The 25,996-nt window shown below is 63.7% G+C and carries 25 protein-coding genes; 13 read left to right on the top strand and 12 right to left on the bottom strand.

Features of this window, described 5'->3' with window-relative positions:
• The first annotated feature begins 145 nt into the window (after positions 1–145).
• The 5 genes from istA to DEH84_RS08035 all read left to right on the top strand — a co-directional run bounded on the left by istA (position 146) and on the right by DEH84_RS08035 (position 5,437).
• Positions 146–1,162, top strand: a complete 1,017-nt coding sequence (gene istA / locus DEH84_RS08055) for an IS21 family transposase (RefSeq protein ID WP_109036372.1) — start codon at positions 146–148, stop codon at positions 1,160–1,162.
• Positions 1,159–1,932 (top strand): IS21-like element helper ATPase IstB, encoded by a 774-nt coding sequence (gene istB / locus DEH84_RS08050; RefSeq protein WP_109036370.1) that lies wholly within the window; start codon positions 1,159–1,161, stop codon positions 1,930–1,932. The genes istA and istB overlap by 4 nt, the downstream gene beginning before the upstream one ends.
• A 216-nt stretch (positions 1,933–2,148) precedes the next feature.
• On the top strand, positions 2,149–3,375 hold the full coding sequence (locus DEH84_RS08045; RefSeq protein WP_245932720.1) for an AbiJ-related protein: 1,227 nt from the start codon (positions 2,149–2,151) through the stop codon (positions 3,373–3,375).
• 292 nt (positions 3,376–3,667) lie between these two features.
• On the top strand, positions 3,668–4,453 hold the full coding sequence (locus DEH84_RS08040; RefSeq protein ID WP_109036366.1) for a hypothetical protein: 786 nt from the start codon (positions 3,668–3,670) through the stop codon (positions 4,451–4,453).
• Positions 4,454–4,474: 21 nt separating this feature from the next.
• The gene (locus DEH84_RS08035) at positions 4,475–5,437 is read left to right on the top strand and encodes an IS5-like element ISBmu20 family transposase (RefSeq protein ID WP_109036365.1); all 963 of its coding nucleotides are present in this window, start codon (positions 4,475–4,477) and stop codon (positions 5,435–5,437) included.
• Between the two features lie 407 nt (positions 5,438–5,844).
• On the opposite strand, the gene DEH84_RS08030 is transcribed toward DEH84_RS08035, so the two are convergent.
• Together DEH84_RS08030 and DEH84_RS08025 are read right to left on the bottom strand one after the other, a co-directional pair.
• The gene (locus DEH84_RS08030; RefSeq protein WP_058089457.1) at positions 5,845–6,789 is read right to left on the bottom strand and encodes a nucleotidyl transferase AbiEii/AbiGii toxin family protein; all 945 of its coding nucleotides are present in this window, start codon (positions 6,787–6,789) and stop codon (positions 5,845–5,847) included.
• Positions 6,782–7,393: a hypothetical protein gene (locus DEH84_RS08025; protein ID WP_058089456.1), complete on the bottom strand. Its 612-nt coding sequence runs from the start codon at positions 7,391–7,393 to the stop codon at positions 6,782–6,784. The genes DEH84_RS08030 and DEH84_RS08025 overlap by 8 nt, the downstream gene beginning before the upstream one ends.
• Positions 7,394–7,498: 105 nt before the next feature.
• Here DEH84_RS08025 and DEH84_RS08020 point away from each other — a divergent pair, with 105 nt between their 5' ends.
• A complete protein-coding gene (locus DEH84_RS08020) occupies positions 7,499–8,962 on the top strand; it encodes an RES family NAD+ phosphorylase (protein ID WP_109036361.1) in 1,464 nt (487 codons plus the stop codon).
• On the opposite strand, the gene DEH84_RS08015 is transcribed toward DEH84_RS08020, so the two are convergent.
• The 4 genes from DEH84_RS08015 to guaB all read right to left on the bottom strand — a co-directional run bounded on the left by DEH84_RS08015 (position 8,913) and on the right by guaB (position 14,956).
• Entirely contained in the window at positions 8,913–10,247 is a 1,335-nt protein-coding gene (locus tag DEH84_RS08015) for a tyrosine-type recombinase/integrase (protein WP_058086133.1), read from the bottom strand. The two genes, DEH84_RS08020 and DEH84_RS08015, sit on opposite strands and share 50 nt — an antisense overlap.
• A gap of 220 nt (positions 10,248–10,467) precedes the next feature.
• Positions 10,468–12,072 (bottom strand): glutamine-hydrolyzing GMP synthase, encoded by a 1,605-nt coding sequence (gene guaA / locus DEH84_RS08010; protein WP_109036359.1) that lies wholly within the window; start codon positions 12,070–12,072, stop codon positions 10,468–10,470.
• Between the two features lie 50 nt (positions 12,073–12,122).
• The gene (locus DEH84_RS08005; protein ID WP_109036357.1) at positions 12,123–13,373 is read right to left on the bottom strand and encodes an MFS transporter; all 1,251 of its coding nucleotides are present in this window, start codon (positions 13,371–13,373) and stop codon (positions 12,123–12,125) included.
• Positions 13,374–13,483: 110 nt separating this feature from the next.
• Entirely contained in the window at positions 13,484–14,956 is a 1,473-nt protein-coding gene (guaB, locus tag DEH84_RS08000; RefSeq protein WP_109036355.1) for an IMP dehydrogenase, read from the bottom strand.
• 129 nt (positions 14,957–15,085) lie between these two features.
• On the opposite strand from guaB, the gene DEH84_RS07995 reads away from it, so the two are divergent.
• A complete protein-coding gene (locus DEH84_RS07995; protein ID WP_109036353.1) occupies positions 15,086–15,616 on the top strand; it encodes a DUF4124 domain-containing protein in 531 nt (176 codons plus the stop codon).
• A gap of 43 nt (positions 15,617–15,659) precedes the next feature.
• Here the strand turns inward: DEH84_RS07995 and DEH84_RS07990 are convergent, their stop codons facing one another.
• Together DEH84_RS07990 and DEH84_RS07985 are read right to left on the bottom strand one after the other, a co-directional pair.
• Entirely contained in the window at positions 15,660–16,040 is a 381-nt protein-coding gene (locus tag DEH84_RS07990; RefSeq protein WP_109036351.1) for an RnfH family protein, read from the bottom strand.
• Positions 16,027–16,503 carry a type II toxin-antitoxin system RatA family toxin gene (locus DEH84_RS07985; RefSeq protein WP_109036349.1) on the bottom strand — a complete coding sequence of 159 codons (477 nt, stop codon included), beginning with the start codon at positions 16,501–16,503 and terminating at the stop codon, positions 16,027–16,029. The genes DEH84_RS07990 and DEH84_RS07985 overlap by 14 nt, the downstream gene beginning before the upstream one ends.
• Before the next feature lie 37 nt (positions 16,504–16,540).
• Here DEH84_RS07985 and smpB point away from each other — a divergent pair, with 37 nt between their 5' ends.
• A complete protein-coding gene (smpB, locus tag DEH84_RS07980; RefSeq protein ID WP_109036347.1) occupies positions 16,541–17,005 on the top strand; it encodes an SsrA-binding protein SmpB in 465 nt (154 codons plus the stop codon).
• A gap of 29 nt (positions 17,006–17,034) precedes the next feature.
• Here the strand turns inward: smpB and DEH84_RS07975 are convergent, their stop codons facing one another.
• Positions 17,035–18,291: a PLP-dependent transferase gene (locus tag DEH84_RS07975; protein WP_109036345.1), complete on the bottom strand. Its 1,257-nt coding sequence runs from the start codon at positions 18,289–18,291 to the stop codon at positions 17,035–17,037.
• A 40-nt stretch (positions 18,292–18,331) separates the two neighbouring features.
• The gene (locus DEH84_RS07970; protein WP_109036343.1) at positions 18,332–19,285 is read right to left on the bottom strand and encodes a carbohydrate kinase family protein; all 954 of its coding nucleotides are present in this window, start codon (positions 19,283–19,285) and stop codon (positions 18,332–18,334) included.
• A 183-nt stretch (positions 19,286–19,468) separates the two neighbouring features.
• On the opposite strand from DEH84_RS07970, the gene DEH84_RS07965 reads away from it, so the two are divergent.
• The 5 genes from DEH84_RS07965 to DEH84_RS07945 are packed head-to-tail and all read left to right on the top strand — an operon-like array spanning position 19,469 to position 24,066.
• Entirely contained in the window at positions 19,469–20,479 is a 1,011-nt protein-coding gene (locus DEH84_RS07965; protein ID WP_170119673.1) for a sugar ABC transporter substrate-binding protein, read from the top strand.
• Between the two features lie 51 nt (positions 20,480–20,530).
• Entirely contained in the window at positions 20,531–21,487 is a 957-nt protein-coding gene (locus DEH84_RS07960; protein WP_218929771.1) for an ABC transporter permease, read from the top strand.
• A gap of 41 nt (positions 21,488–21,528) precedes the next feature.
• Complete coding sequence (locus tag DEH84_RS07955) at positions 21,529–22,329, top strand: ATP-binding cassette domain-containing protein (RefSeq protein ID WP_109036338.1); 801 nt, start codon at positions 21,529–21,531, stop codon at positions 22,327–22,329.
• Positions 22,323–22,793, top strand: a complete 471-nt coding sequence (locus DEH84_RS07950) for an RbsD/FucU family protein (RefSeq protein ID WP_109036336.1) — start codon at positions 22,323–22,325, stop codon at positions 22,791–22,793. Before DEH84_RS07955 ends, DEH84_RS07950 begins: the two co-directional genes overlap by 7 nt.
• A gap of 28 nt (positions 22,794–22,821) precedes the next feature.
• Positions 22,822–24,066, top strand: a complete 1,245-nt coding sequence (locus DEH84_RS07945) for an ROK family transcriptional regulator (RefSeq protein ID WP_109036334.1) — start codon at positions 22,822–22,824, stop codon at positions 24,064–24,066.
• Between the two features lie 6 nt (positions 24,067–24,072).
• On the opposite strand, the gene rimO is transcribed toward DEH84_RS07945, so the two are convergent.
• Complete coding sequence (gene rimO / locus DEH84_RS07940; RefSeq protein ID WP_109036333.1) at positions 24,073–25,479, bottom strand: 30S ribosomal protein S12 methylthiotransferase RimO; 1,407 nt, start codon at positions 25,477–25,479, stop codon at positions 24,073–24,075.
• A 52-nt stretch (positions 25,480–25,531) separates the two neighbouring features.
• Positions 25,532–25,981: a hypothetical protein gene (locus DEH84_RS07935; protein WP_109036331.1), complete on the bottom strand. Its 450-nt coding sequence runs from the start codon at positions 25,979–25,981 to the stop codon at positions 25,532–25,534.
• Between the last annotated feature and the right edge of the window lie 15 nt (positions 25,982–25,996).

Below are 25,996 nucleotides of genomic sequence, written 5' to 3'. Positions count from 1 at the left end.
TTCGCTGGCCAGTAGCGGACGCGCACGCCCAGCCAGTGAGTTACGCTTTCACCATGGACTACGTGTCACCGCCGCAGTAATACTGACCCACTTCGTCGGAGTAAAAGTGACCCACCTGGGGTGAGGATGGCGGCTTTGGCCGCCGATGTTGACCCAGGAGCAAGTAGTGGAGATCAAGGTGATGTCTCGGCGGGGCATGAGCATCCGGGAGATGGCGCGGCAGCTAGGCTGTTCGCGCAACACAGTCAGGCGATACCTGCGTGAGGACAGTGCGCCGGTGTATGGGCCCAGGTCGCCAAGAGCGACCAAGCTCGACCCGTTCAAGGGCTATCTGCTGCAAAGGATCGAGGCGGCCAGGCCGCACTGGATTCCGGCGGTCGTGCTGTTGCGCGAGATCACGCAGCAGGGCTATACGGGCGGGCTGACGCAGCTCAAGCAGTTCATCAACGGCCATCGCGACAAGCCGGTGGAGCCGCTTGTGCGATTCGAGACGGCGCCAGGCCAGCAGATGCAGGCGGACTTCACGCACATCCGCAAAGGACGTGACCCGCTGATCGCCTTCGTGGCCACGCTGGGCTACAGCCGCGCCAGTTGGGTGCGCTTCACGGGCGACGAGCGTGCCGAGACGCTGGGTCGGTGCCTGGCTGAGGCATTCGAGTACTTTGGCGGCGTGCCGCAGCATGTGCTGTTCGACAACGCCAGCACCATCGTCACCGAGCGAGATGCCTATGGCGAAGGCCGCCACCGTTGGCACAGCGAGATGCTGAAGATGTCGGAGCGATTCGGATTCACGCCACGTCTGTGCCGTCCGTATCGCGCCAAGACCAAGGGCAAGGTCGAGCGATTCAACGGCTACCTCAAGGGCAGCTTCTGCGTGCCCTTGGCGGCCAGCCTCAAGCAGGCCGGGCTCAGGCTTGACGTGCAGGCGGCCAACGCCCACATCGGCCGATGGCTGGCCGAGGTGGCCAACAGCCGCATACACGGCACCACGGGCGAACGACCTGACAGACGCCTCGCACTGGAGCGCGCAGCCTTGCTGCCGTTGCCGCTCAGGCAACCGACGGCATTGCCAGCCACACCTGTGCGCAACAGGCCGATTCCAGCCGAGAGCTTGCAGCATCCCCTGTCCGTCTACAACGAACTGCTGGAGGTGCGACTGTGAACCTTCAGCACGAACGCATCGCCACGTTGTGTGGCGCACTCAAGCTCGAGCGCATCGCCAGTGAATGGGCGGCCGTTGCGCAACGGACAGCGCAGCAACAAGACAGCTTGGGCGACTTTCTGGAGCAGATCCTGACGGTGGAGAACGATGCCCGGCTGCAGCGGCAACGCTCGGCGCTGGTGAAGATGGCGACGCTGCCGTCCATCAAGACGCTGGAAGAGTACGACTTCGCATTCGCCAGTGGCGCGCCACGCGCGCAGATTCAGGAACTGGCGGCGCTGACCTTCATCGAGAGAGCAGAGAACGTCGTCTTCTTGGGGCCCAGCGGCGTCGGCAAGAGCCATCTGGCACAGGCCTTGGCCTACCGGGCTGCCATGGCAGGCATCAAGACGCGATTCATCACAGCGGCCGACCTGATGCTGCAACTGGCCACGGCACACAAGCAGGATCGGCTCAAGGAGTACTTCAACCGCGCCGTGATCGGCCCGCGATTGCTGATCGTCGACGAGATCGGCTACCTGCCCTTCGGCCGTGAAGAGGCCACCCTGTTCTTCAACGTGGTGGCCAAGCGGTATGAGCGCGGCAGCATCGTGCTGACCAGCAATCTGCCGTTCAGTCAGTGGGCCAGTGCCTTCGCCGATGACCAGACCTTGACCGCAGCCTTGCTTGACCGCCTGCTCCACCACGCCCACATCGTGCAGATCAGCGGCGAGAGCTACCGGCTCAAGGACAAGCGCAAGGCCGGACAGATCAAGGCCAGGAACAACTGATGTGATGAGCGCCCAGGTGGGTCACTTTTACTCCGACGCCAGCGTCGGAAAGTGGGTCAGTTTTGAACCGACGTTGACAACTACGCACGACTTCGCAACCTGTTGGAGCCCCTGGTAGCGGCCCTGAAGGATGCCGGCACACACCCCATGCTTCCCACGATTTGCGGTGAGTTGGGGATGCCCGCACCTGCCTCCGATGGCTCCAAGCGAGAGCGCATGACCGCCAGCTTCGATGCGGTCGCAGACACAGATCTGCCAGCGGTTGCACGCAAACTGCTCGTTCGCCATCCACCCAGCGCCGCCACGCGGAATCAGATTCAAGACCTTCTCTGGACCGATAGCTCCTGCCCACCCATTCCGAAGCGCCATCGGCGAGAGGTTGCGCGCAGGCTCAATTCCGAGAATCTTTATGGAGATGCTCGCAGGTTTGATGAGCTATTAGAAAGCCTTTGGATTTTGGATGCGGATGACTGGATGCACCTGTTAGGTGGCAAGCCCACGGGGTTACGCGCCGAAATCCAGCAGCACGTCCATCGCAACTCCGAGGACTGGTCGTCTGAAGTGCTGTTCGACAAGCTCGGCGCGTATGAAGCCTCCGATCGGCGCTTCGCGCTGTTCCTTGAGGGGCTGGCTTCAGCCAACGTGCGTCCTGACGAGGCCGCGCAACGCCACTTCGTCGCCTGCGTCAACGAGCCGCTGCGCAGTTGCGGTGTCGAGTTGCGCGAGACCGACGCCGAGGGCGGCTACCCAGTCTTTTCCCTTGTCTCATTGCTCGCGACGGCCAAGGGTAGGCCAAAAAATCTCATCTTCGCCTCGCCCGAGAAACCTGACTTGCGTTTTCGCGATGCTCTGGACAACGATGTCGAAATTGTCACCAATGCTGACAAGGTGCTCGTCTATGACAGACCTATTGGTAACGACGGGTTGCGCTGGAACGACCTGCAGCAATGGTGGGGCGAGACTGAGCAGATTTTCGATGCCACGCAGGCCAAGCGCTCACTGTACGCTCGGCTCAAAGCAAGCCTGCCTTCCAACTCACCGCCACAAACCTTGCTGTTCGATGCCTTCTTTGAAGGCTTCCGCAGCGCGGTGCCGAATTTGCCCGCGCTACTGCCTGAGGTCTGGCTGCACTGGGACCCGCGCACGGTCAAGGAGCGAGGGCCGGATGCACTTCTACGGTTTCGCATGGACTTCCTGCTCTTGTTGCCGCAGGGCGTACGGGTCGTCATCGAGGTCGATGGAAAGCACCACTATGCAGACTCGAAGGGTAGCGCTGACGCGCAACGCTACGCGCAGATGGTCAAGGCCGACCGCGAACTCAAACTCGCGGGCTATGAAGTCTTTCGCTTCGGGGCCGCAGAGTTGCAGGCGAACTCCGCGAAGATGGACGTGAAAGCGTTCTTCAAGGCTTTGTTCAAGCGCTACCGCGTCTCTACGAACTGACGTCACTTGCATTCATCAAGAATATCAAGCGAATCTCCACGCTCTATTGCTACCGGTCCCCGGGCATACGCCTCGCTCAGAAGAAAACCACCTGGATCAAAAACGGCAAGGCTGCAGGGCGAGCACTGCCACGAGCCGCCCTGCCAACAGCCTAAAAGGCTCAGTAGAGTTCAACGAACTCGAAGCTATCTGCCAAATGGGTACCTGAGCGCCCGGAGAACTTCGCGTGTTCAGGTACCGACAGATTTTCGGGACCTCTGTACGCTTATGCTTACATCAATGAGGAGCCAGCATGGCAACTGAATCCACACCCCAGGAAAACGCGCGTGCGATCTGCGAGGCCTTGCTGGCAGCAGATCGAAGCGACAAAATTGAGAAGGCCATTCTGCCCAGCGAGGTTGAAGTCATTGACCGACTTCTGGCGCGTGGGCTCGAACTGAACGAAGCCTACGAAGAGATCTTCAACAAGCTGCACGAGCATCCTCATGCGCTGAAGGTGTTCTTCGACCTCTTGCAAAGCACCGCAGCATTCTGGAGCCCAGAGGCCAATATCGAAGCGCGTGAAGGCAGAAACAGGCTGGTCGAGGTAAATCTAGCAATTCAGGAAAAAGCGTCGGAGCTTGCCAGCCTGCTGAGCGAACGTACAACGCTGAAAAACCACTCTGGCTTTTCCTGCGACACGCATTACCACCCAGTAGACGTGATCCATGCAGCCGCTGAACAGAACTACAGCTACCAAAGCTGGGTAAAGGAAAAACTGAACGCTCTCACACGCCAGTTCGATCTGAAATACTGGCCTGATTTGAGTGCGTTCGTTCAGGTCATCGCCGACGATGCGGCTCGGGCCACCCCATTGCCGCACGACGCAATCACTGACGCGGGAACGGAAGGCAAGCGCGCAGGTCTGGCGGACACCTTCAAAGCGTTCTTCGTCGCACTGGAAGAGTCAAGCAGACGCAACCATGGCTTTTTGCCGAACGCATTCGAGCTCACTGACCAAAGCATGGCCAGCTTGTTGAGTTGCGCATTAGGGATGGTCTGCATAAACCGCCCGGACACGTGCTTGGCGCCGGCCTGATTGCCTGAGACCATTGAGCCCATGAAGCAGAGCAGCCTTGGATTGGGAACATCGACGAAGCGCACGCGCCGCCGGGAGTTCCTCGACGAGATGGACCGGGTGGTGCCGTGGTCCGACCTGGTGGCGCAGATCGCGCCATTCATGCCCGAAGGCAAACGCGGCCGCCCGCCGTTCCCGGTGGAGTCGCTGCTGCGCATCCACTTCATGCAGCAGTGGTTCACGCTGAGCGACCCGGCCATGGAAGAAGCGCTGCACGACATGCCCCTGTTTCGCGACTTCGCCGGCCTCGGCGGCTGGGATGACCGACTGCCCGACGAGAGCACCATCTTGCGCTTCCGCCATGTGCTGGAGAAGCACAAGCTGGCCGAGCGGATCCTCGCAACGGTCAATCTGCTGCTGGGTGCCAAAGGCCTGATGCTGCGCAGTGGCACGGTGGTCGATGCCACGCTGATCTCGGCGCCGAGCTCGACCAAGAACGCCAGCGGTGAACGAGACCCGGAGATGCACCAAAGCAAGAAGGGCCAGCAGTGGTTCTTCGGCATGAAGGCTCACATCGGCGTGGACGCTGATTCCGGTCTGGTGCACACCGTGCGCGGCACATCGGGCAACGTCAACGATGTGGTCGAAGCCAACAGCTTGCTGCACGGACAAGAGACGGATGTCTTCGCCGACGCCGGCTACCAAGGTGCGCACAAGCGGCCCGACGCCAAAGCGGATGTGCAGTGGCATGTGGCCATGCGACCGGGCTTGCGCAAGCTGCTGGACAAGGCCGATCCCAAGGATGCGCTGACCGAGCAGGTCGAGCGCATCAAGGCCAGCATCCGCGCCAAGGTGGAGCACCCGTTCCGCGTCATCAAGCGCCAGTTCGGTCATGTGAAGGTGCGCTACCGCGGCCTGGCCAAGAACACGGCGCAGTTGCACACGCTGTTTGCGCTGGCCAATTTGTGGATGGTGCGCAAGCGTTTGACGGGGAGCTTGGCATGAGTGCGTCCAGCGCATGGGAAATGGGCGCGAAACGTGCCCAAAACACCTGCCGGGAGAGCGTTCAACCGCCAATCTGGTCATGTCAGTGCACCCAACCACGGTCAGCGCTCATTTGTGCAGACCTTCCTTAGGCCTTGGCCCAGAAAAAATTGTCGACTCCACCTACGTCAAGCGACTTCGCCAACGGCAAAGAGAACGCGCCCGGCAAGCATGACGTCCTCCATCAGTGCAGTACGACAGTGCGAGAAAGCCTTGAAGCCGTTGCGGCAACGCGGCAACCCGTAACACCGTGTCCGCCGTCCGACTCCACATGTGCCGGTCATAACCTAGTGCTGCCAAATTTCTAACCTGGGTCGATGTCTAAATTTGGCTTCTTGGAGAGATGGAAGGCTGGATGACTCACTCTGCTACATCAAGGCAATGTTCTCTTCGATGCGAGCCAGAAGTGCGTCAAAGTCTGGTTGCCCTTGGTAGTACAGCGCCTGAGTCTTCCTGTACTCAGTGGCAAAGCGCTTGCGCTCGTCAGCATCCTTCAGGATGAATGCCGGATTGCTGGCAATCACCAACTCATCCCCCGTGCGAAAGCGCTGCTTCTTGCGCTCCTGGTATGCAGGATCCTTCATGAACGTCTGGATCTCATCCAACTGCAGCAAGCAGTACACATCGTAGTAGTGGCGCAAGAAGTTCGCAGGGAACGCCTGTGCCTCACCCAGCTTCCGGTACTTGGTCGAAATCGTCTGAAGCTTCTCGACAAAGGTGTGGGTGGGCGCATAGCACGGCACGTCGATGGCCCTGTTATCCATTACAGAGATGCCGCGTGCGCTTGCTGTGTCCCACGCCCAGGACGAGATCGTCACCGGGCGGTTGGGTGCCGTGTCATCAAAACCGAGCTCTAGCAATATCCCGTCTTTGACACCTGCCAATGGGGCGGTGCGCGCCGCGTAAGAAAGCCGGATGCCACCGCTGCGCATCTTCTCATCGTCGAAATCTTCATCACGAGCGACTTGAACAATGCCCGGCATTTTTATTTCGACGGCCAGCCAGTCATAGAAAGCTCGGCGGGACGCGACATGGGCGGCCTTATCCTGATTGCGGCCGGTCTTGACGTCCAAATCTGTGGGTGGCTCGATGCGGATGTCGATGTCCTCCGAGAATCGATGGATGACACCAAACCCCTTGGACAAGGATGTGCCGCCCTTGAGCTCGAAGTTGAACCCCTGAGTTCGCAGCCCCCAAAGGCAATGCATGATCCAGTAGTCCTTCTCGACCAATGTCGGATCAAGGCTTCGCTCATCAGCGACAACGGCAAGCAGGTCACTGAAGTCCTTTCGGTCATGCAGAAATTCAGGCATTCAGCCAACCTTTGGTGCGCTTGCGGGTGGCCACGGAGCCAAATGTCGAGAGTGCGCGTTTGAGCTTGTCGGGGTCAAACGATGGCAGCTTGCTCTGTGCTTGCCGCAGGACTGCGTCACGATCTTCAGCCAACTGCTCAAGATTGTTGAGTAGATCGACAAACAAAAACTCCGGCGTGAGCTTTTTGGGGAAACGTGGTTTCACCCGGAAATCGAACTGCCGATTGCCGAGCTTGAACACGCCATGCCGCTTGTGGTTGTAGACCAGCGTGCGGTTGTAAAGCTGCGTTGTACCCAGGCCCACTGCGTTGTATGCCGACGGCGAGAAAACAAGAAATTCGGTATCGCGCAGGAAACTGCCAACCACTTCAGCATCCTCGGGCGGCACGGGCCCATAGCTGGACACCTTCGGCACGTAGTACATCCCCTGCGCCAGCTTCTTCACTCGACCTTCTTTGACCAATTCGCGCACGTGACGGTCTACCGCCGTGCTCATTTCAGCCAAATCCTCCCGCCGGTACACCCGCCCAGGACGCAGCGAAGCGGCCAACCGCTCAGCGGCGCCACTCACCGGCCTCTCAGAAGCAACCGAAACAGCAGTCATGACAGAATTCTCATTGAAATTTCATGCAATCTTAGGGCTAAACTGGGGGGCTTGCAAGTTCAGGCCCGTTTGCCGGTCTGACAGCTCCCACCATCCAGCAGAACAATGGCCTCAACCGATCAGATTGACCTCGTGTGCCATCGATGCGTGTCCGATGAGATGCTCGTCGCCGAGATCAAGCAATCCGGCAGCAAAGCCAAATGCACGTTTTGCGGCCGTCGCGGCGCAAAAACCTGGAGCATCCAGACATTGGCCGACCGCATCGAACCGGTGTTTCACGAAAACTTCGTACTGAGCCCCAGCGCGCCAGAGGGATACGAACTGTTCCTCCACATGGACAAGGAAAGCACATACGAGTGGACCCGGGAGGGCGAGCCACCGAACAAGGTCATCCAGTCCATGGCGGGCATCACAGAAGAAATCGCAGATGCGGTCATTGCTGAGCTTGACAGCCGACGACACTGGCACCACCACGACGACCCGAGCGAAGAAGATCCATTCGGATATGAGGCCTGCTACGTGCAGACGGTTGCGGATGGACATCGCTTGCAGCAATGGTGGGAATCGATCAAGGAAGACGTCACCCACAAGTCAAGGTTCTTCAGCTCAGCCGTCTTGCAGTTCCTGACCACCATCTTCGATGGCCTGGAGCACCTTGAAGGCCACCATGGACCAGCCGTCATCACCAAGGGCACCGATGCCCTGCTCTACCGCGCACGAGTGGCCAAGGACCACGGTGAGGTGACGCAGTTTTTGCTGAGGCGGGAAACCGAACTGAGTGCACCACCGAGGAAAGTTGCGCCGGCTGGTCGCATGAATGCTGCTGGCATCAGCGTTTTTTATGGCGCGACCGAAGTAGCCACCTGCATTGCAGAGGTCCGTGCACCCGTCGGGTCTTCGGTGGTTGTGGCTGGCTTCAGACCACTGAGGCCCCTACGACTAGTGAACCTCAAAGCATTCGACCGCCTGTTCGCGCGGGGCAGCATGTTCCACCCAGGCTTTCAGCAAGAAGCAGAACGGTTTGCCTTCATGCGACGCCTGTCCTTGCAGCTGTCCGCACCGGTGCTGCCTTCTGACGAAGCCCTTGACTACGTGATCACCCAAGTGATTTGCGAATATTTGGCCACCCTTCAACCTCGACTCGATGGGCTGATCTACCCGTCAACCCAAAGTGGAGGAGAAGGATCCAACGTGGTGCTTTTCAGTCATGCCTGCAAAGTGATGCCACCTGACGCACAGACCACACGAGACGAAGTGACCGTCATGCAAATGAGCGACGAGGCTGATGACGTCGAATATGTGGTGCACTTGACCTCGGTGGCAGACGCTGTCCCCACGACAGGCAACGACGACTCCCCTATCGATGAAGCCCTTCTTGAACAGGGCTTCGCTGGCTGGGTTCCGCATGGGTCCGCCAGCGCCGAGCTGCTGGAAACCCTGCCGACACTTGAGCTTGTCGCCACGGAGTTGGACGTGGTCGAGGTTCGAGCCGTGAAGTTTGAAACCCGCAGATACCAAGTCAGCCATTGGCAGCGTGACCCGTCACGCGATCTTGATCCAAACTTCTGATGGACAGAGCGCCCTGCGACATCATGACAACAGGCGTCAATTTGCTGCCCCGAATCCAGTCGTCCACCATCTCGGCCCAACTTTGCAACATGGCCCGCCGCTGCTCGGCGTATTCCGCCTTGTTGTAGACAGCACGCACCCCCTTCTGCTCGTGAGCCAGGCACTTCTCGATCCAGTCGGTGTTAAAGCCAGCCTCGTGAAGCAGTGTTGATGCCGTCCTGCGCAAGTCATGCACGCAGAAGTGAGGGAGATCCAGTCCGTCCTTTTGGGCCTTTTCCACCGCCGCAGTAATCACACGGTTGAGCGTAGCTTCGCTCATCGGCTTGTCGGTCTCATACCGACCGGGGAGCAAATATGGGCTGCTTCCAGCACAGGTTTTGAGGCCAACCAACAGATCGAGTGCCTGACTGCTGAGATAGACCACATGCGCCCGCCTGGCCTTCATCCGCTCGGGCGGAATCGTCCAGGTGGCCGCATCAAAGTCCACCTCTTTCCAGGTCGCCAGCAACAACTCGCCTTTGCGGCACATGGTCAGCAAGATGAACTTCACCGCCAGCTTCAGCGTGGGCAAGGTACCGATGGTGTCCAGCACCGAAAAGAACTGGTGAATCTCCCCAGGCGTCAATGCGCGCTCCCTGGGCTTGAAGGTGGCAATGGCTGAAGCCTTCACCGCTTCAGCGGGATTCTCGATCTTGAGCCCCCTGGACATGGCGTGCCGGTACACCTGCTGGATGACCTCGCGTACATGAACTGCCGTGGCCGGAGCGCCGCGCTCCTTGATCTTTTCGCACAGCGCGAGCACTTGGCTGGACGTGATCTCTTCCAGCTTGCGTTTGCCGAACTTGGGCAGCACATCACGATCCAGAATGCTCTTGCGCATCGCCGCCGTGCTGTCCGCCAGGCCGCCGTTTCGCAACCAGATGTCTGCAAAGAACTCGAAGGTGCCTGACTCTTGGCATTCCTTCTTAGCTTCAGATTTCACACGCGCTGGCGACTCCCCTCGGCTGACCATGTTCTTCGCTCTGGCCAGCAGGTCGCGCGCGTCAGCCAGCGAAAGCGGATCTCCGTACTTGATGTCCTCGGGGGCCCGCTTAGGCTGCGAGGCCTGGAACTCATCGTACTGCCCCAGTGTGAGCGTCTCCCGCCGCCCCGCGAGCCGGTAGTCATAGCGGAAAGTCAGTGTTCCTTTGAGTGAGACGACGACGTACATCCCATCGCGGTCCACCACCTTGTAGACCTTGTCCGTGGGCTTGAGGTTCTTGAGTTTGGTGTCTGTCAGTGCCATTGGGTAACCCCTCTCTTACCTTGCATCGCTTACCGTCAGAGCATCAAGACGGTAAGCAATCAAAGATCAATTGACTCAAAAAATCAACCGTCTTCCGTGCCGACAAAAACCTCGGGATGTCATGAAACCTCATGGGACGTCAAAAACAAAAAAGCCCTTGAAGATCAAGGGCTTAAATGCATTCATGAGACGTTCTGGGACGGTGTGAACCGCCTTCAAATCATTCCCACTCGATGGTGGCAGGCGGCTTGCTCGACACGTCGTAGGTGACGCGGTTGATGCCGCGCACCTCGTTGATGATGCGGCCCGACACCTTCTTGAGCAGGCTGTACGGCAGCTCGGCCCAGTCGGCGGTCATGAAATCGCTGGTCTGCACCGCGCGCAGCGCCACCACGTAGTCGTACGTGCGGCCGTCGCCCATCACGCCCACGCTCTTGACCGGCAGGAACACCGTGAAGGCCTGCGAGGTCAGGTCGTACCAGCTCTTGCCGCTGAGCGGCTCGATGGTGGAGCGCAGCTCTTCGATGAAGATGGCGTCGGCGCGGCGCAGCAGGTCGGCGTATTCCTTCTTCACTTCGCCCAGGATGCGCACACCCAGGCCCGGGCCCGGGAACGGGTGACGGTAGACCATCTCGTGGGGCAGGCCCAGCGCCACACCCAGTTCGCGCACTTCGTCCTTGAACAGCTCGCGCAGCGGCTCCAGCAGCTTCAGGCCCAGCTGCTCCGGCAGGCCGCCCACGTTGTGGTGGCTCTTGATGGTCGTGGCCTTCTTGGTCTTGGTGCCGCCACTCTCCACCACGTCCGGGTAGATCGTGCCTTGCGCCAGGAAGGTCGCGCCCTTCACGCCGTTGCCAGCCGCCTTGAGCTTGCCGGCTTCGGCCTTGAAGACGTCGACAAACAGGCCGCCGATGATCTTGCGCTTCTTCTCCGGATCGCTCACGCCGGCCAGCTGTCCCAGGAACAGGTCGCTCGCGTCGACACGGATGACCTTCGCGTGCAGCTTGCCCGCAAACATGTCCATCACCATGTCGCCCTCGTTCAGGCGCAGCAGGCCGTGGTCGACGAAGACGCACGTCAGCTGGTCGCCGATCGCGCGGTGGATCAGCGCCGCCGCCACCGACGAATCGACGCCGCCCGACAGGCCGAGGATGACCTCTTCGTCACCCACCTGCTCGCGGATCTTCGCGACCGCTTCTTCGATGTAGTTGCCCATGACCCAGTCGCCCGCGCAGCCGCTGATCTCGCGCACGAAGCGCGTCAGCATGGCGTGGCCCTGGATGGTGTGCGTGACCTCGGGGTGGAACTGCACCGCGTAGTAGCGCTTGGCCTCGTTGGCCATGCCGGCGATCGGGCAGCTTGGCGTCGAGGCCATCAGGGTGAAGCCCTCGGGCAGGCGCGTGACCTTGTCGCCGTGGCTCATCCACACCTTCAGCATGCCGTGGCCTTCGGGGGTGGTGAAGTCCTGGATGCCGTCCAGCAGCTTCGTGTGGCCATGGGCGCGCACCTCGGCGTAGCCGAACTCGCGGGTGTCGGACCAGCTCACTTCGCCGCCCAGCTGCACCGCCATGGTCTGCATGCCGTAGCAGATGCCCAGCACGGGCACGCCCAGATCCCACACGGCCTGCGGCGCGCGCAGCTGGTGGTCTTCGTAGGTGGAAGCATGGCTGCCAGACAGGATGATGCCCTTGGGGTTGAACGACTTGATGAAGTCGTCCGACACGTCGTTCGGGTGGATCTCGCAGTACACGTGGGCCTCGCGCACGCGGCGGGCGATCAGCTGGGTGACCTGGGAGCCGAAATCGAGGATCAGGATCTTGTCATGCATGGTGAGCTCTCTTGGGCAGGCTTCGGGCGTGAGGCAAAAGGCGGGCGGGATCAGACCCCGGTGCGCACGGTGCGCGCAGGGGCATCATGGAAGGCGCGGCTGAAGTAACGCAAGCCGATGACGGCGGCGATGGCCTGGATGGCGGCACACAGGTAGAACGGCGCGCCAATGCGCCAGTCCCCCTGCGGGTAATGAGACACAGCCGCCAGCAGCGGCGAGCCCAGCACCGGGCCCAGCATGGCGGCCACGCTGTTGATGGACGAGACGGCGCCCATGCTTTCGCCCTGGCGCGACGGGTCGACCGCATTCGAGACCACGCTCTGCAGGCCGGGCTGCACCATGTAGCCGAACACGTTGACGACGATGACGACGTACATCATCCAGCCCTCGGGCACGGCCCCAAAGGCGGCAAAGGCCAGCGTGGCCGACACCAGGCCGATGCGGACGATGTTGTGCAGGGGCATGCGCTTCTGGATCTGCCGCAGCAGCCCGCCCTGTACCAGCACGGCCATCATGCCGACGGCGAACAGCGACAGGCCGTTGTCCTTGGGCGTCCAGCCGAACTTGAACTCGGTGTAGAGGAACCAGCTGGTGTGCAGGCAGAACTGCGCCAGGATGGACAGCCCCATGATCCAGAGCAGCGTCTCGACACCCTTGAGCTCACGCAGGCGGGCCAGCGCGCTGAACGGGTTGGTGCGGGCAAATTCGAAGGCGCGGCGGCGCTCGGCCGGCAGCGACTCGGGCAGTACGAAGTAGCCGTAGACGGCGTTCAGCAGGCACAGCGAACCCGCCAGCATGAACGGCCAGTGGATGTTGTGGTCGCCCAGCACACCGCCCATCACGGGGCCCAGGATGAAGCCGAGGCCGAACATGGCGCCCAGCAGGCCATAGTTCTTGGCACGGTCCTTCGGCTGGGTGATGTCGGCCACGTAAGCGTTGGCCACCGCAATGTTGGCGCACACCGCACCGCCCATGATGCGCACGGCAATCAGCATCCAGAACTCGGTGGCCAGCGCCGTGACGAAGAAGTTGACCGCCATGCCCACCAGCCCGAGCAGCAGAACCGGTCTGCGACCGTAGCGGTCGGACAGCGCGCCGAGCACGGGCGCACTGAAGAACTGGGCGATGGCAAAGGCGGCCTGGGCTGCACCGTACCCGACGGAGGTGCCCGCCCCGCTGTCCATGAACGACCCGATGAGCTTGGGCAGGACAGGCGCGATGATGCCGATCGACATCATGTCGAGCAGCACCGTGATCATGATGAACGGCATGGCCGCCTGGCGGCCGGAGTTCGAAGCCATGGCTGTCTCGGTCGGTGGTCAAAAAAAGGAACCGGCCGAAGCCGGTGTCCTCATGCGGTCAGGAAAGACGGGCCGGCGCGACCACCGTCGGGCACCGGCCGCCGTGCCCCTTACTCCATGCGGTAGTTCGGGGCTTCCTTGGTGATCTGCACGTCGTGCACGTGGCTTTCGCGGATGCCCGCAGCCGTGATCTCGACGAACTCGGCCTTGTTGTGCATCTCGGCGATGGTGCCGCAACCGCAGTAGCCCATCGAGGCGCGTAGGCCGCCAGCCATCTGGTACAGGATCGTGATGACCGAGCCCTTGTAAGGCACGCGACCTTCGATGCCTTCGGGCACCAGCTTGTCGGCGTTGGGGTTCGTGGTCTCGTCGTTTTCCTGGAAGTAGCGGTCGGCCGAGCCGTCCTTCATGGCGCCGATCGAGCCCATGCCGCGGTAGCTCTTGTAGCTGCGGCCCTGGAACAGGATGACTTCGCCCGGTGCTTCCTCGGTGCCGGCGAACATGCCGCCCATCATCACGGTGCTGGCGCCGGCAGCAATTGCCTTGGCGATGTCACCGGAGTAGCGGATGCCGCCGTCGGCAATCAGGGGGACGCCCGTGCCTTGCAGCGCGGTGGCCACGTTGTCGATGGCCATGATCTGGGGCACGCCCACACCGGCGACGATGCGCGTGGTGCAGATGGAGCCGGGGCCGATGCCCACCTTGACGCCGTCGGCGCCGGCTTCGACCAGGGCCAGGGCCGCCGCGCCGGTGGCGATGTTGCCGCCGATGACGTCGACCTGCGGGAAGTTCTTCTTGACCCAGCGCACGCGCTCGATCACGCCGTGGCTGTGGCCGTGGGCCGTGTCCACCACGAGGGCATCGACACCGGCCTTGACCAGCAGCTCGACGCGCTCTTCGGTGCCGTCACCCACACCCACCGCTGCCCCCACGCGCAGCTTGCCATGGGCATCACGGGCGGCGTTGGGGAAGGTGTTCTGCTTGGTGATGTCCTTGACCGTGAACACGCCGCGCAACTCGTTGGCGTCGTTGATCATCAGGACGCGCTCCAGCTTGTGCTGGTGCATCAGGGCCTTGGCTTCGGCCTGGGTGGCACCGTCCTTGACGGTGACCAGGCGCTCGCGCGGCGTCATGATCTCGCGCACCGGGGCGTCGAGGCGGGTTTCGAAACGCAGATCCCGGCCGGTGACGATGCCCACGACCTTGCCGTTGTCCACCACCGGGAACCCGGAGATGCCATGCTGGTTGGACAGCTCGATCACATCGCGGACCTTGACGTCCGACGTGATGGTGATCGGGTCGCGCAGCACGCCGGATTCGTAGCGCTTGACGCGCGCGACTTCGGCTGCCTGTTGCTTGGGCGACAGGTTCTTGTGGATGATCCCGATGCCGCCTTCCTGGGCGATGGCGATCGCCAGGCGAGCTTCCGTCACGGTGTCCATTGCGGCGGACACCAGAGGCAGATTCAGCTGAATATTGCGGGACAGACGGGTGGCCAGCGACGTGTCGCGGGGCAACACTTGAGAGTACGCGGGCACCAACAACACGTCATCAAACGTGAGGGCTTTACCAAGCAGGCGCATGAACAGGGCTCCAGACGCAAAAGCGGATTATACGCGGTGAAGCGGACACCGGGAAAACGTACGTGTTCGCGGGCCGAATCCACACAATCCCCCGGAGCCGGGGAAGACAGCAGGGCTAAACTTGTGCAGATGAGCACCCTGCACCCGATTTCGTCACGCGTGGCCCTGTCTGTGCTGGCCGCGTTGTGTCTATACAGCCTGCCCGCCTCGGCCGCACCGCAGTGGAAATGGCGGGATGCGAACGGCAGCATCCAGTACAGCGACCGTCCGCCGCCGGCGGGCACGCCGGAACAGGCGATCCTGGCGCGTCCGGTGGCCCCCACCAGCCGCCCCGTGGTGAAGGCGGCCGAAGCGGCACCGGCTGCAGCGCCCGTCACGCCCGCGGCGTCGGCCGCTGCGGCCAAGGCCGACAGCGAACTGGAAGCCCGCCGCCGCAAGGCCGAAGAAGAAAAGAAGGCCCAGATGAAGGCCGAGGAAGACAAGCAGGCCAAGGTTCGCGCTGAAAACTGCCAGCGCGCCACGGCCTACATGAAATCGCTGCAGGACGGCATCCGCATCGCGCGCACCAATGCTGCCGGCGAACGCGAGATCCTCGACGATGCCGGCCGCGCGGAAGAGATGCGCCGCACCCAGGAAGTGATGGCAGGCAACTGCCGCTGACCGCGCGCGCGTCGGGTGCGGTGCCCGACGTTCGGCCACCTTGTCAGTCGCCCTGCCCGGTCGCCGTCCAGTTCCGTGGACGGTGCCACCCCTTCGGGATCTTTTCGCCCTGGCTGCGGTAGCGCTGCCGGCGCGCCTCCTTCGGGTCGACCTTGAGCTGGCGAACCAGTTCGACGCGGTCACCATCGCGCAACGCCTGCGTCGCACGGGCCCGATGCCCCCAGACGCCAGCCGACCACACGCCCTGGGCCAGCCCTTCGGCATCCAGCCCCTCGATGCGACCGATCAGGCCGGACGCCTCCACCGCATCGCGGAGTGTCACTCCACTGGGCAATTCGAGCGCCACGCGCTCGACCACGCGCGGCGAGACACTCACCGCCACCTCGACGGCGATCCGGGCCAACAGCGGCTCAGCGGGGGCCATGGACCTGCTCCGCACGCTTCACGAAGGCATCGATGAAGGTGTTGGCAATGCGGTCGAACACCGGGCTGATGACGAGTTCGAGCGGCCGGCTGGAGAACGCGTACTTCAGCGAGAACTCGACCTTGCACGCGGGCGCATCGAGCGGATCGCCCGGGGCAGCCGCCGCACCCGGCGTGTTCAGCGGCGAGAACGTCCACGTGCCTTCCAGCTGCGAGAACGGGCCATCGACCAGGGTCATGCACACCGACCGCCCTGTCTCATTGACGTTGCGGGTGGTGAAGGCCTGGCGTACGCCTGCAAAATGGATGTGCAGGCGCGCGGTCATGCCGTCGTCGTGACGTTGCAGGACCTCGGCCTTGTCGCACCAGGGCAGGAATTTGGGGTAGTCTTCGACCGCGGTGACCAGCGCATACATTTCGCGCGGCGAGTACCACAGCAGGACCGACTTGTGGACGTGCTTCATAGAATCCCGCCATTTTACGAAAACGACGCCCCTTCTCATGTCGATTGCTGAAAACCGCAAAGCCCACTTCAATTACCACATCGAAGAAAAGTACGAAGCCGGCGTCGTGCTCGAGGGCTGGGAAGTGAAGGCCATTCGCGAAGGCCAGGTGCAGATGACCGACGGCTATGTCGTGGTGAAGAACGGCGAGCTCTACCTCATCGGGCTGCGCATCAACGCGCTGCGCTCGGCCTCGACGCACGTGAACCCCGACGCCGACCGCACGAAGAAGCTGCTGATGCACCGCGCCGAGATCAGGCGCCTGATCGGCAAGACCGAGCAGCGCGGCTACACGATCGTGCCGCTGAACCTGCACTGGAAGGGTGGCCGCGTGAAGGCGGACATTGCGCTCGCGAAGGGCAAGGCCGAGCACGACAAGCGCAACACCATCAAGGACCGCGACTGGGAACGCGAAAAGGGCCGGCTGATGAGACAGAAGGTCTCATCCAATCCGAAGGATTGAGGCGCGAAGCGACCAGGCCTTTTGGTCGCTCAGCCCATCACCTTCAGAGCCTGCTCCAGATCGGCCAGCAGGTCGTCGACCTCTTCCAGGCCGATCGCGAACCGCACCAGGGTGTCATTGCCCCGGCCGGCCAGCGGACCGAACTGGCGCATGCCGCGCAGGCTGTAGGGCATCACGAGGCTCACCGGCCCACCCCACGAATAGCCGATGCGGAACAGGCGCAGCGCATCCACAAAGGCATCGACACGGTCTGCCGCGAACCGCCGGTGATCGAACACCACCGACACCAGCCCGCCCGCCTGCGTGGCAACCTGGGCCCAGGCGGCGTGTCCGGGCGATTCGGGCAAGGCGGGGTGCAACACCTGGGCGAACTCGCTGCGCGCTGAGAGCCACTGCGCCACGGCGCGCGTAGCCCGGTCGTGCGCGGCGTAACGCAGCGCCAGGCTGGGCAGCCCGCGCAGCAGCGCCTCGGCATCGTTGGCGCCTACCCCCAGGCCCAGCCGCATGTGCGTGAGCTTGAGTTGCAGATGCAGCGCCGCGTCGCGCGTGACGACGGAGCCCATCAGCACGTCGCCCCCGCCCGACGGGTACTTGGTGAGCGCGTGCACGCTGATGTCGACACCCGCTGCCCCATTCGGGCCCGACACGCCCAGCTCGAAGGGGTTGAAGGCCAGCCCAGCCCCCCAGGTGTTGTCGAGCGCCACCACCAGCCGCGGGTGCTGCCGGGCCACCGCGAGCAAGGCCTGCAGATCCGGGAACTCGAGTGTGACCGAGCCGGGTGCTTCCAGCCACAGCAGGCGGGTGCGCTCGTTGATAAGGCCGGCGAGCGACGCCGGGTCCATCGGGTCGTACACCCGGTGTGTGATGCCCCAGTGCGCCAGTTCCACCCGGGTGAAGTCGCGGTTCGGCGCGTACACGTTGTCGGGCAGCAGCACCTCGTCGCCCGCCTTCAGCAGCGACTGCGCCACCAGCGTGAGCGCCGACAGCCCCGAAGGCGCGAGCAGGCACTGGCGGCCCCCCTCGAGGGTGGCGAGCCGCTCTTCAAGCGTGAAGGTGGTCGGCGTGCCGTGCAGGCCGTAGGTGTAGCCGCTCTTGTCCTTCCACTCGCGCGCCTTGAGCGCAGCCGTGTCGTGAAAAAACACGGTGGAGGCCTTGAAGACGCCGGGCTGCACCGAGCCGAAGCCGCCCGGGGGCTCGTAAGCGTGGTGAATCAGGCCGGTGGCGCGGCCCACAGGCTGCGCGGCAGGCGCGGTGGCGTCAGAGGAAGGCAGTTCGGGTGCGGTCATGTGGGGATGCTAGCGCAGGGCCGTCCGCCCCTGCCGCGACTCAGGCTCGCAGCCAGGCCCGCGTCTCATCCCAGCCGGGCGGCTCACACCCCTTGCGCTGCACATTGATGGCGGCCGTGGCCATGGCGTGCCGCAAGGCTGCCTCCAGGTCGGACACGGTGAGCTGGCCCAGCGCATCGGCCGTCAGGTGGTGCTCGTGGGCCAGCCAGGCCAGCAGCCCGGCCTGGAAGCAGTCGCCCGCCCCCACGGTGTCGACGACCGCCACCGCGGCCGGCACCGGCAGTTGCACGCAAGCCTGTCGGGTCATCAACATCGCGCCGTCGGCCCCGAGCGTGAAGGCCACCAGCTGCGTCATGGGGTTGGACAGCAGCTGGGTGCCCACCGCGTTCAGGTCGGCGCTGTTCCAGCCCAGGGCGCGCACGTCTTCGTCGCTGAGCTTGACGATCTGCGCCATGCCGAGGGCCTGGCGCACCGCGTTCACGTAGGCCGCCTGGTCGGCGGCGCCGGGCCCGACCACCACCGGCCGGAGGTTCGCGTCCACCGACACGACCGCACCCCGCAGCCGGGCAGCCCGCAGCACGGTGTGGACCTTGGCCCAGTCCCCCGGGGCCAGCGCCAGCCCACCGGTGTGAATCAGGCGCAAGGCCGCCGGCAGGCGTGCAATCAGTTCGTCTGCCGTGCCATCGCGGTCGGCCACGTGCTGGCGGTGAAAGGTGTAAGACGGCACACCGCCCGGCCCCAGTGACACCACGGCCAGCGAGGTGGGACAGGCGCTGCGCGGCATCTGGCCCAGGTCCACGCCGTCGGCCTGCAAGCGAGCCACGAAGCGCTGCCCGAAGGTGTCCGACGAGAGCGGGTTGAGGTAGCGGATGCGTTGCCCTTGGCGGGCCATGGCACGGGCGAAGTTGCACACGGAGCCGCCCAGACAGGGCTCATACCGGCCGTCAGGGTGCTCGATGAGGTCGACAAGGGCTTCGCCGAGGGCTGCAAACATGGGGTCTCCTTGGGGAGATGGGACAGAACGCCGCCGAGTGTGCCGCTGCCCCCTCGCGTTCGACACTAGGGTTTGTCATAAATAAAACGGGTTGATTTATTAATGAAGCGTTCAGATACTTGCTCCCGTTGTCCGGCGACGGGCGACGAGGCTTGACGACACCACCCTACCGAGGAACACACCATGCCGATCTCGCGCACCCTTGCTGTCACCCTGAGCGCTGTGGCGCTGGCCGCCCTGAGCCAGTTCGCTGCAGCGGCCGATCAGCCTGTCATCGGGTTGATCACGAAGACCGAGACCAACCCGTTCTTCGTCAAGATGAAGGAAGGCGCGACGGCGGCCGCCAAGGCGCAGAATGTCAAACTGCTGACCGCTGCAGGCAAGCAGGACGGCGACAACGCCGGGCAGGTCACTGCCATCGAGAACATGATGGCCGCCGGCGCGAAGACGATCCTGATCACGCCCAGTGACGCCAAGGCCATCGTCCCGGCGATCAAGAAGGCGCGCGACAAAGGCGTGATGGTGATTGCCCTCGACAGCCCCACCGACCCGCTGGAGGCTGTGGACGCGCTGTTTGCCACCGACAACTACAAGGCCGGCGCGCTGATCGGCCAGTACGCCAAAGCGTCGCTGGGCGGCAAGCCGGCCCGCATTGCGACGCTGGACCTGTTCCCCGGCCACCCGGTGGGGGCCCAGCGCCACAACGGCTTCCTGAAGGGCTTCGGCCTGGCGGCCAACCCGGCCACATCGAACGAACTGTCCAAGCCCGCCGAGGTGGTGTGCATGGCCGACTCCTTCGGCGACCAAGCCAAGGGCCAGACCGCGATGGAGAACTGCCTTCAAAAGAACCCGGACATCAACCTCGTCTACACGATCAATGAGCCGGCCGCTGCAGGCGCTTACAAGGCGCTGAAGGCCGCGGGCAAGGAGAAGGACGTGCTGATCGTGTCGGTCGATGGCGGCTGCCAGGGTGTGAAGGACGTGGCCGCCGGCAAGATCGCTGCCACCTCGCAGCAATACCCGCTGAAGATGGCCTCGATGGGCGTGGACGCGGGCGTGCAGTACGCGAAAACGGGCAAGAAGGTGGCCGGCTACACCGACACCGGGGTGACGCTGATTGCCGGCAAGGTCGTGCCGGGCGTGGACAGCAAGGACGCCCAGACGGGCCTGAACCTCTGCTGGGGCAAGAAGTAAACGGGGTACACCATGCTGGCGACCCCCACCTCTCCGAACCGGGCTGAGCGCATGAAAGACTGGACCCGTCACCTGCCGCCCATGGCCATCCTCGGGCCCTTGCTTGCGTTGCTCGCGGCAAGCGCCTTCTTTGCCACCCAGGCCGATAACTTCCTGTCGGGCCAGAACTTCTCGCTCATTCTGCAGCAGGTGATGGTGGTGGGGCTGCTCGCCATCGGCCAGACGCTGATCATCCTGACGGCGGGCATCGACCTGTCGTGCGGCATGGTGATGGCGCTCGGCTCCATCGTGATGACGAAGCTGGCGACCGAGATGGGCCTGCACCCGCTGCTGGCGATGTTGCTCGGCATCGGGGCGACCACCGCGTTCGGGCTGCTCAACGGCCTGCTGGTGACCCGCATCAAGCTGCCGCCCTTCATCGTGACGCTGGGCACGATGAACATCGCCTTCGCGATCACGCAGATCTACTCGGGCGCCCAGACCATCACCGACCTGCCGGAGGCGATGACCTTTCTGGGTGACCCGATCATGATCCTCGGCACGCCGGTGGCGGGCGGGGTGCTGGTGATGCTGGCGCTCTACGCGATGGTGTGGTTCGCCTTGAGCCACACCGCCCCCGGGCGCCACCTGTACGCCGTGGGCAACAACCGCGAGGCCGCGCGCCTGACCGGCATCTCGACCGAGCGCGTGCTGCTGACGGTGTATGCACTGGCCGGCACGTTCTACGGTATCGCGGCGCTGTTGTCCGTGGCCCGCACCGGCGTGGGCGACCCGCAGGCAGGTCAGACGGAGAACCTCGACTCGATCACAGCCGTGGTGCTGGGGGGCACCAGCCTGTTCGGCGGCCGCGGCATCATCGTCGGCACCCTGATCGGCGCGCTGATCGTGGGCGTGTTCCGCAACGGCCTGACGCTGATGGGCGTGTCGTCCGTCTACCAGATCCTCATCACCGGCATCCTCGTGATCCTGGCGGTGGCCACCGACCAACTCTCTCACAAGCGAGCCTGACCGTGTCTGCCATCCTCCAAGCCGACTTTGAAGGAGCCGCCATGCAGGCCTCCCCCTCCACCCAACCCATCGTGCTGCAGGCCCGGGGTCTGGTGAAGCGCTACGGCCAGGTCACCGCGCTCGATGGCGTGGATTTCGAACTGCGCGCCGGTGAGATCCTCGCCGTGATCGGCGACAACGGCGCGGGCAAGTCCTCGTTGATCAAGGCTTTGTCGGGCGCGCTGGTGCCGGATGAAGGCGAGATCCTGATGAATGGCCAGCCCATTCACATGAAGAGCCCGATCGACGCGCGCCGCCACGGCATCGAGACCGTCTACCAGGATCTGGCGGTTGCCCCCGCAATGACGATTGCCGAGAACCTGTTTCTGGGCCGCGAGGTCTTCAAGCCCGGCGCGCTGAACAAGCTGTTCAAGGTGATCGACAAGCGGCGCATGCTGGCCGAGGCCATCGAGCGCATGAACGACCTGAAGGTGGGCATTCGCTCGATGACGCAGGCCGTCGAGACGCTCTCGGGTGGGCAGCGCCAGTGTGTGGCCGTGGCCCGCGCTGCCGCCTTTGCGCGCCATGTTGTGATCATGGACGAGCCGACCGCCGCCCTGGGCGTCAAGGAAGGCAACATGGTGCTGGAGCTGATACGCCGCGTGCGGGACAAGGGCCTGCCTGTGATCCTCATCAGCCACAACATGCCGCACGTGTTCGAGATTGCCGACCGCATCCACGTGCAACGCCTGGGCCGACGCGCCGCAATCCTGAACCCCAAGGTGGTCAGCATGTCCGACACCGTGGCGGTGATGACCGGCGCCATGACGGCGGATCAGTTGCCCAGGGAGGCCCTGTGCTGAAAGGCATCGACCCGCTGCTGACGCCCGACCTGCTGAAGGTGCTGGCCGAGATGGGCCACGGCGACGCCATTGTGGTGGCCGATGCCAACTTCACGGCCGCCACGCTGGCCCGGATACCGGGCGGGGGCCACAAGGCCTTGATCCACCTGCCCGGGGCTTCGGTGCAGCGGGCGTGCGAGGCCATTCTGTCGCTGCTGCCCCTCGGCACCCCCGAAGAGAAACCGGTGGCCTTCATGAAGGTATGCCAGACGCCGGACGGCTACCTCAGCGGCCTGCAACGCGAGGTGATCGGGATGCTGAGCGCCCGCGGGTTGGTCGGCCCCGATGAGTGCGAAACCATCGAGCGCTTCGCCTTTTATGATGCGGTGCGTCGCGCCCACGCCATCGTGCTGACCAGCGATCTTCAGCCCTACGGCAACGTGCTGCTGAAGAAAGGGGTCATCGGCGAGCCCTTGCGCCCGTGAGCGCACGCCGTCTCACTTTCAAAAGCCCATGACGTCCCCAGCTGCTTCTGTCGACCCCCACCCTCGCCTGCGCCCGCGCGGCTCCAACCAGGAAGGGGTGCGGCAGTACAACGAGCGCGTGGTGCTGCAGGCGATCCGGCTGCACGGCGCCTTGCCCAAGGCCGATCTGGCGCGGCTGACGCACCTCAGCCCGCAGACGGTGTCCATCATCATCGAGCGCCTGCAGGAAGACGACCTCGTCATCAAGCAGGCCCGGGTGCGTGGCAAGGTGGGCCAGCCGTCGGTGCCCATTTCACTGAACCCCGACGGGGCCTTCTCGGTGGGCATCAAGGTGGGCCGGCGCAACATGGATGCCCTGCTCGTCGACTTCACCGGGCGCGTACGCCAGCGGCACACCCTGCCCTACCCCTGGCCGGATCCCGACACGCTGTTCGATGACATCGCCCGGCACGTGGCCCTGCTGCAGACCCACCTGCGCGACACGCTGGGCGCCGCCAAGGCCGATCGCCTGCTGGGTGTCGGCGTGGCAGCGCCGTTCTCGCTCGGCGGCTGGCAGACCTTGCTCGGCATGCCGGAGCACAAGGCCCGCACGTGGCAGGCGGTCGACATTCCATCGCGCATGCAGGACACGACCCGGCTGCCGGTGCACTTCGTGAAGGACACGTCGGCCGCCTGTGTGGCCGAACTGGTGGCGGGCCGCGGCCGCAGCGTGCCCACCTTCCTCTATGTGTTCGTCGACACCTTCATCGGCGGCGGCCTGGTCATCGACAGCCACCTGCGCGGCGGCATCCATGGCAATGCAGGCGCGGTGGGCTCGTTGCCTCTGTCGCCCGCGCAGCCCGGGCAGGCCTCGATGCCGGCTCAGCTGCTGAGCGTGGCCTCGCTGGTCAACCTCGAGCAGGCGTTCGAAGCGGCCGGCCTCGACCCCATGGCCGCCTACGATGACCGGGCCATGCAGTCGCCCTGGATGCCCCACACCGCCGACTGGGTCGCGCACACCGCGCGCGGCATCGCCATGGCGGTGAACACGACGGCGTGCGTGCTCGACCTGGAAGGCGTCATCGTCGATGGCTCGTTCAGCCGCGGCCTGCTCGCATCGCTGCTGGCCGCCGTGCAAAGTGCGCTGGCCGAGTACAACTGGGAAGGGATCTTCGAGCCCCAGGTGATGGGCGGCATGATCGGGTCGGATGCCCGCGCGCTGGGTGGCGCGCTGATGCCGCTTTACGCGAACTTTGCGCCGGACCGCGAACTGTTCCTGAAGCTCGAAGCCTGAGCGCGATCAGATCGGCAGCGCGATCAGATCGTGGCCTTCCACCGCCACGATGCGCGCGCGGGTGAACTCACCCACCTTCAGCGTCTTGCTGGCCTTCTCGGGCGGCAGCAGGCGCACGGTGCCGTCGATCTCGGGCGCGTCGGCATAGCTGCGGCCCACGCCGCCCTTGCGGCCCAGTGCGGGCGCACTGTCGACCAGCACCTGCATGGTGGCGCCCACGCGGCGCTGCAGCTGGGCGATCGACACCTCTTCCGCCACCGCCATGAAGCGGGCACGGCGTTCCTCGCGCACCTCATCGGGCAAGGCGCCGGGCAGTTCGTTGGCCGGCGCGCCGTCGATCGGCGAGTAGGCAAAGCAGCCCGCGCGGTCGATTTCGGCTTCCTTCAGGAAGTCGAGCAGGTATTCGAACTCTTCTTCGGTCTCGCCCGGGAAGCCGGCGATGAAGGTCGAGCGCACGACGATCTCCGGGCAGATCTCGCGCCAGCGGCGCAGGCGGTCGAGGTTCTTCTCGCCGTTGGCCGGGCGCTTCATGCGCTTCAGCACATCCGGGTGCGCGTGCTGGAACGGCACGTCCAGGTAAGGCAGGATCAGGCCTTCGGCCATCAGCGGCACCACCTCATCCACGTGCGGATAGGGGTAGACGTAATGCATGCGGACCCAGGCACCGTGTTCGCGGGCCATCTCGCCCAGGCGGGCGGCCAGGTCGTACATGCGGGTCTTGACCGGCTTGCCGTCCCAGAAGCCGGTGCGGTACTTCACGTCCACGCCATAGGCACTGGTGTCCTGGCTGATGACCAGCAGTTCCTTCACGCCGGATTCGAACAGCGCCTTGGCCTCGCTCAGCACATCGCCGATCGGGCGCGACACGAGGTCGCCGCGCATGCTGGGGATGATGCAGAAGCTGCAGCGGTGGTTGCAGCCCTCGCTGATCTTCAGGTAGGCATAGTGCTTGGGCGTGAGCTTGATGCCGGCCACGCCGCGCGCCTCGGGCACGAGGTCGATGAACGGGTCATGCGGCTTGGGCACGTGCTGGTGCACGGCGTCCATCACCTCTTGCGTGGCATGCGGGCCCGTGACGGCCAGCACACTGGGGTGCACGTCCTTGACGAGGTTGGTGCCCTCACCTGCCCCGGCCTTCGCGCCCAGGCAGCCGGTCACGATGACCTTACCGTTCTCGGCCAGCGCCTCGCCGATGGTGTCCAGGCTTTCTTTCACCGCATCGTCGATGAAACCGCAGGTGTTGACGATCACCAGGTCGGCGCCGGCAAAGGTCTTGCTGGTTTCATAGCCCTCTGCGCGCAGCTGCGTGAGGATCAACTCGGAATCGGTCAACGCCTTGGGGCAGCCAAGTGAAACAAAGCCGATCTTGGGCGCGCTGGCAGGGGTGACGGTGGGGGTCTGTTCGGAACTCATGGGGCGTGATTGTCCCGGAATTTCCCACCCTTCGGGGGACGCCCCACCGGCATCACCTCTTTCTGCCGAACACCATCCGGGCGTTTTTCCGCTCTTCATCGAGCGCCGCGAGCGCCCGGTCCAGCCCGGTCCAGTCGTTGGCAGCCTGGTTGATGGCCGTGTGAACCAGCGCGTCGGCCTTGTCCTGGCTCGCATAGCTGTTGACCTGGGTGTTCATCGAGGCGTAGTCGGCCGTGAACACGTTGCTGTCCATGTCCACCACGGTCAACGAGGCCCAGCCCACCGACTGGTTCACCAGCACCGATGCCATGCCCACGATCTGGATCCGTGCTCGGGCGCGGTTCAGCTTGGCGCAGACCTCATCGTAGTTCTCGAAGGTCCAGCCGCCGTGCTTCTTGAAGATGGTGGCGATCTGGCCGTCACGAACCGAGGTGATCCGGCATTCGGCCGCCACGGTCAGCGAAGCGACCGACAGGATGAGGGCAAGGGCTGTCTTTTTCATGGTGTTTTCAAGGCG

It is taken from the genome of Aquabacterium olei (genome assembly GCF_003100395.1).
GTDB classification, from domain to species: domain Bacteria; phylum Pseudomonadota; class Gammaproteobacteria; order Burkholderiales; family Burkholderiaceae_C; genus Aquabacterium; species Aquabacterium olei.
The sequence above is the reverse complement of the archived record's forward strand: the minus strand, read 5'-3'. Positions and strand labels throughout refer to the sequence as shown.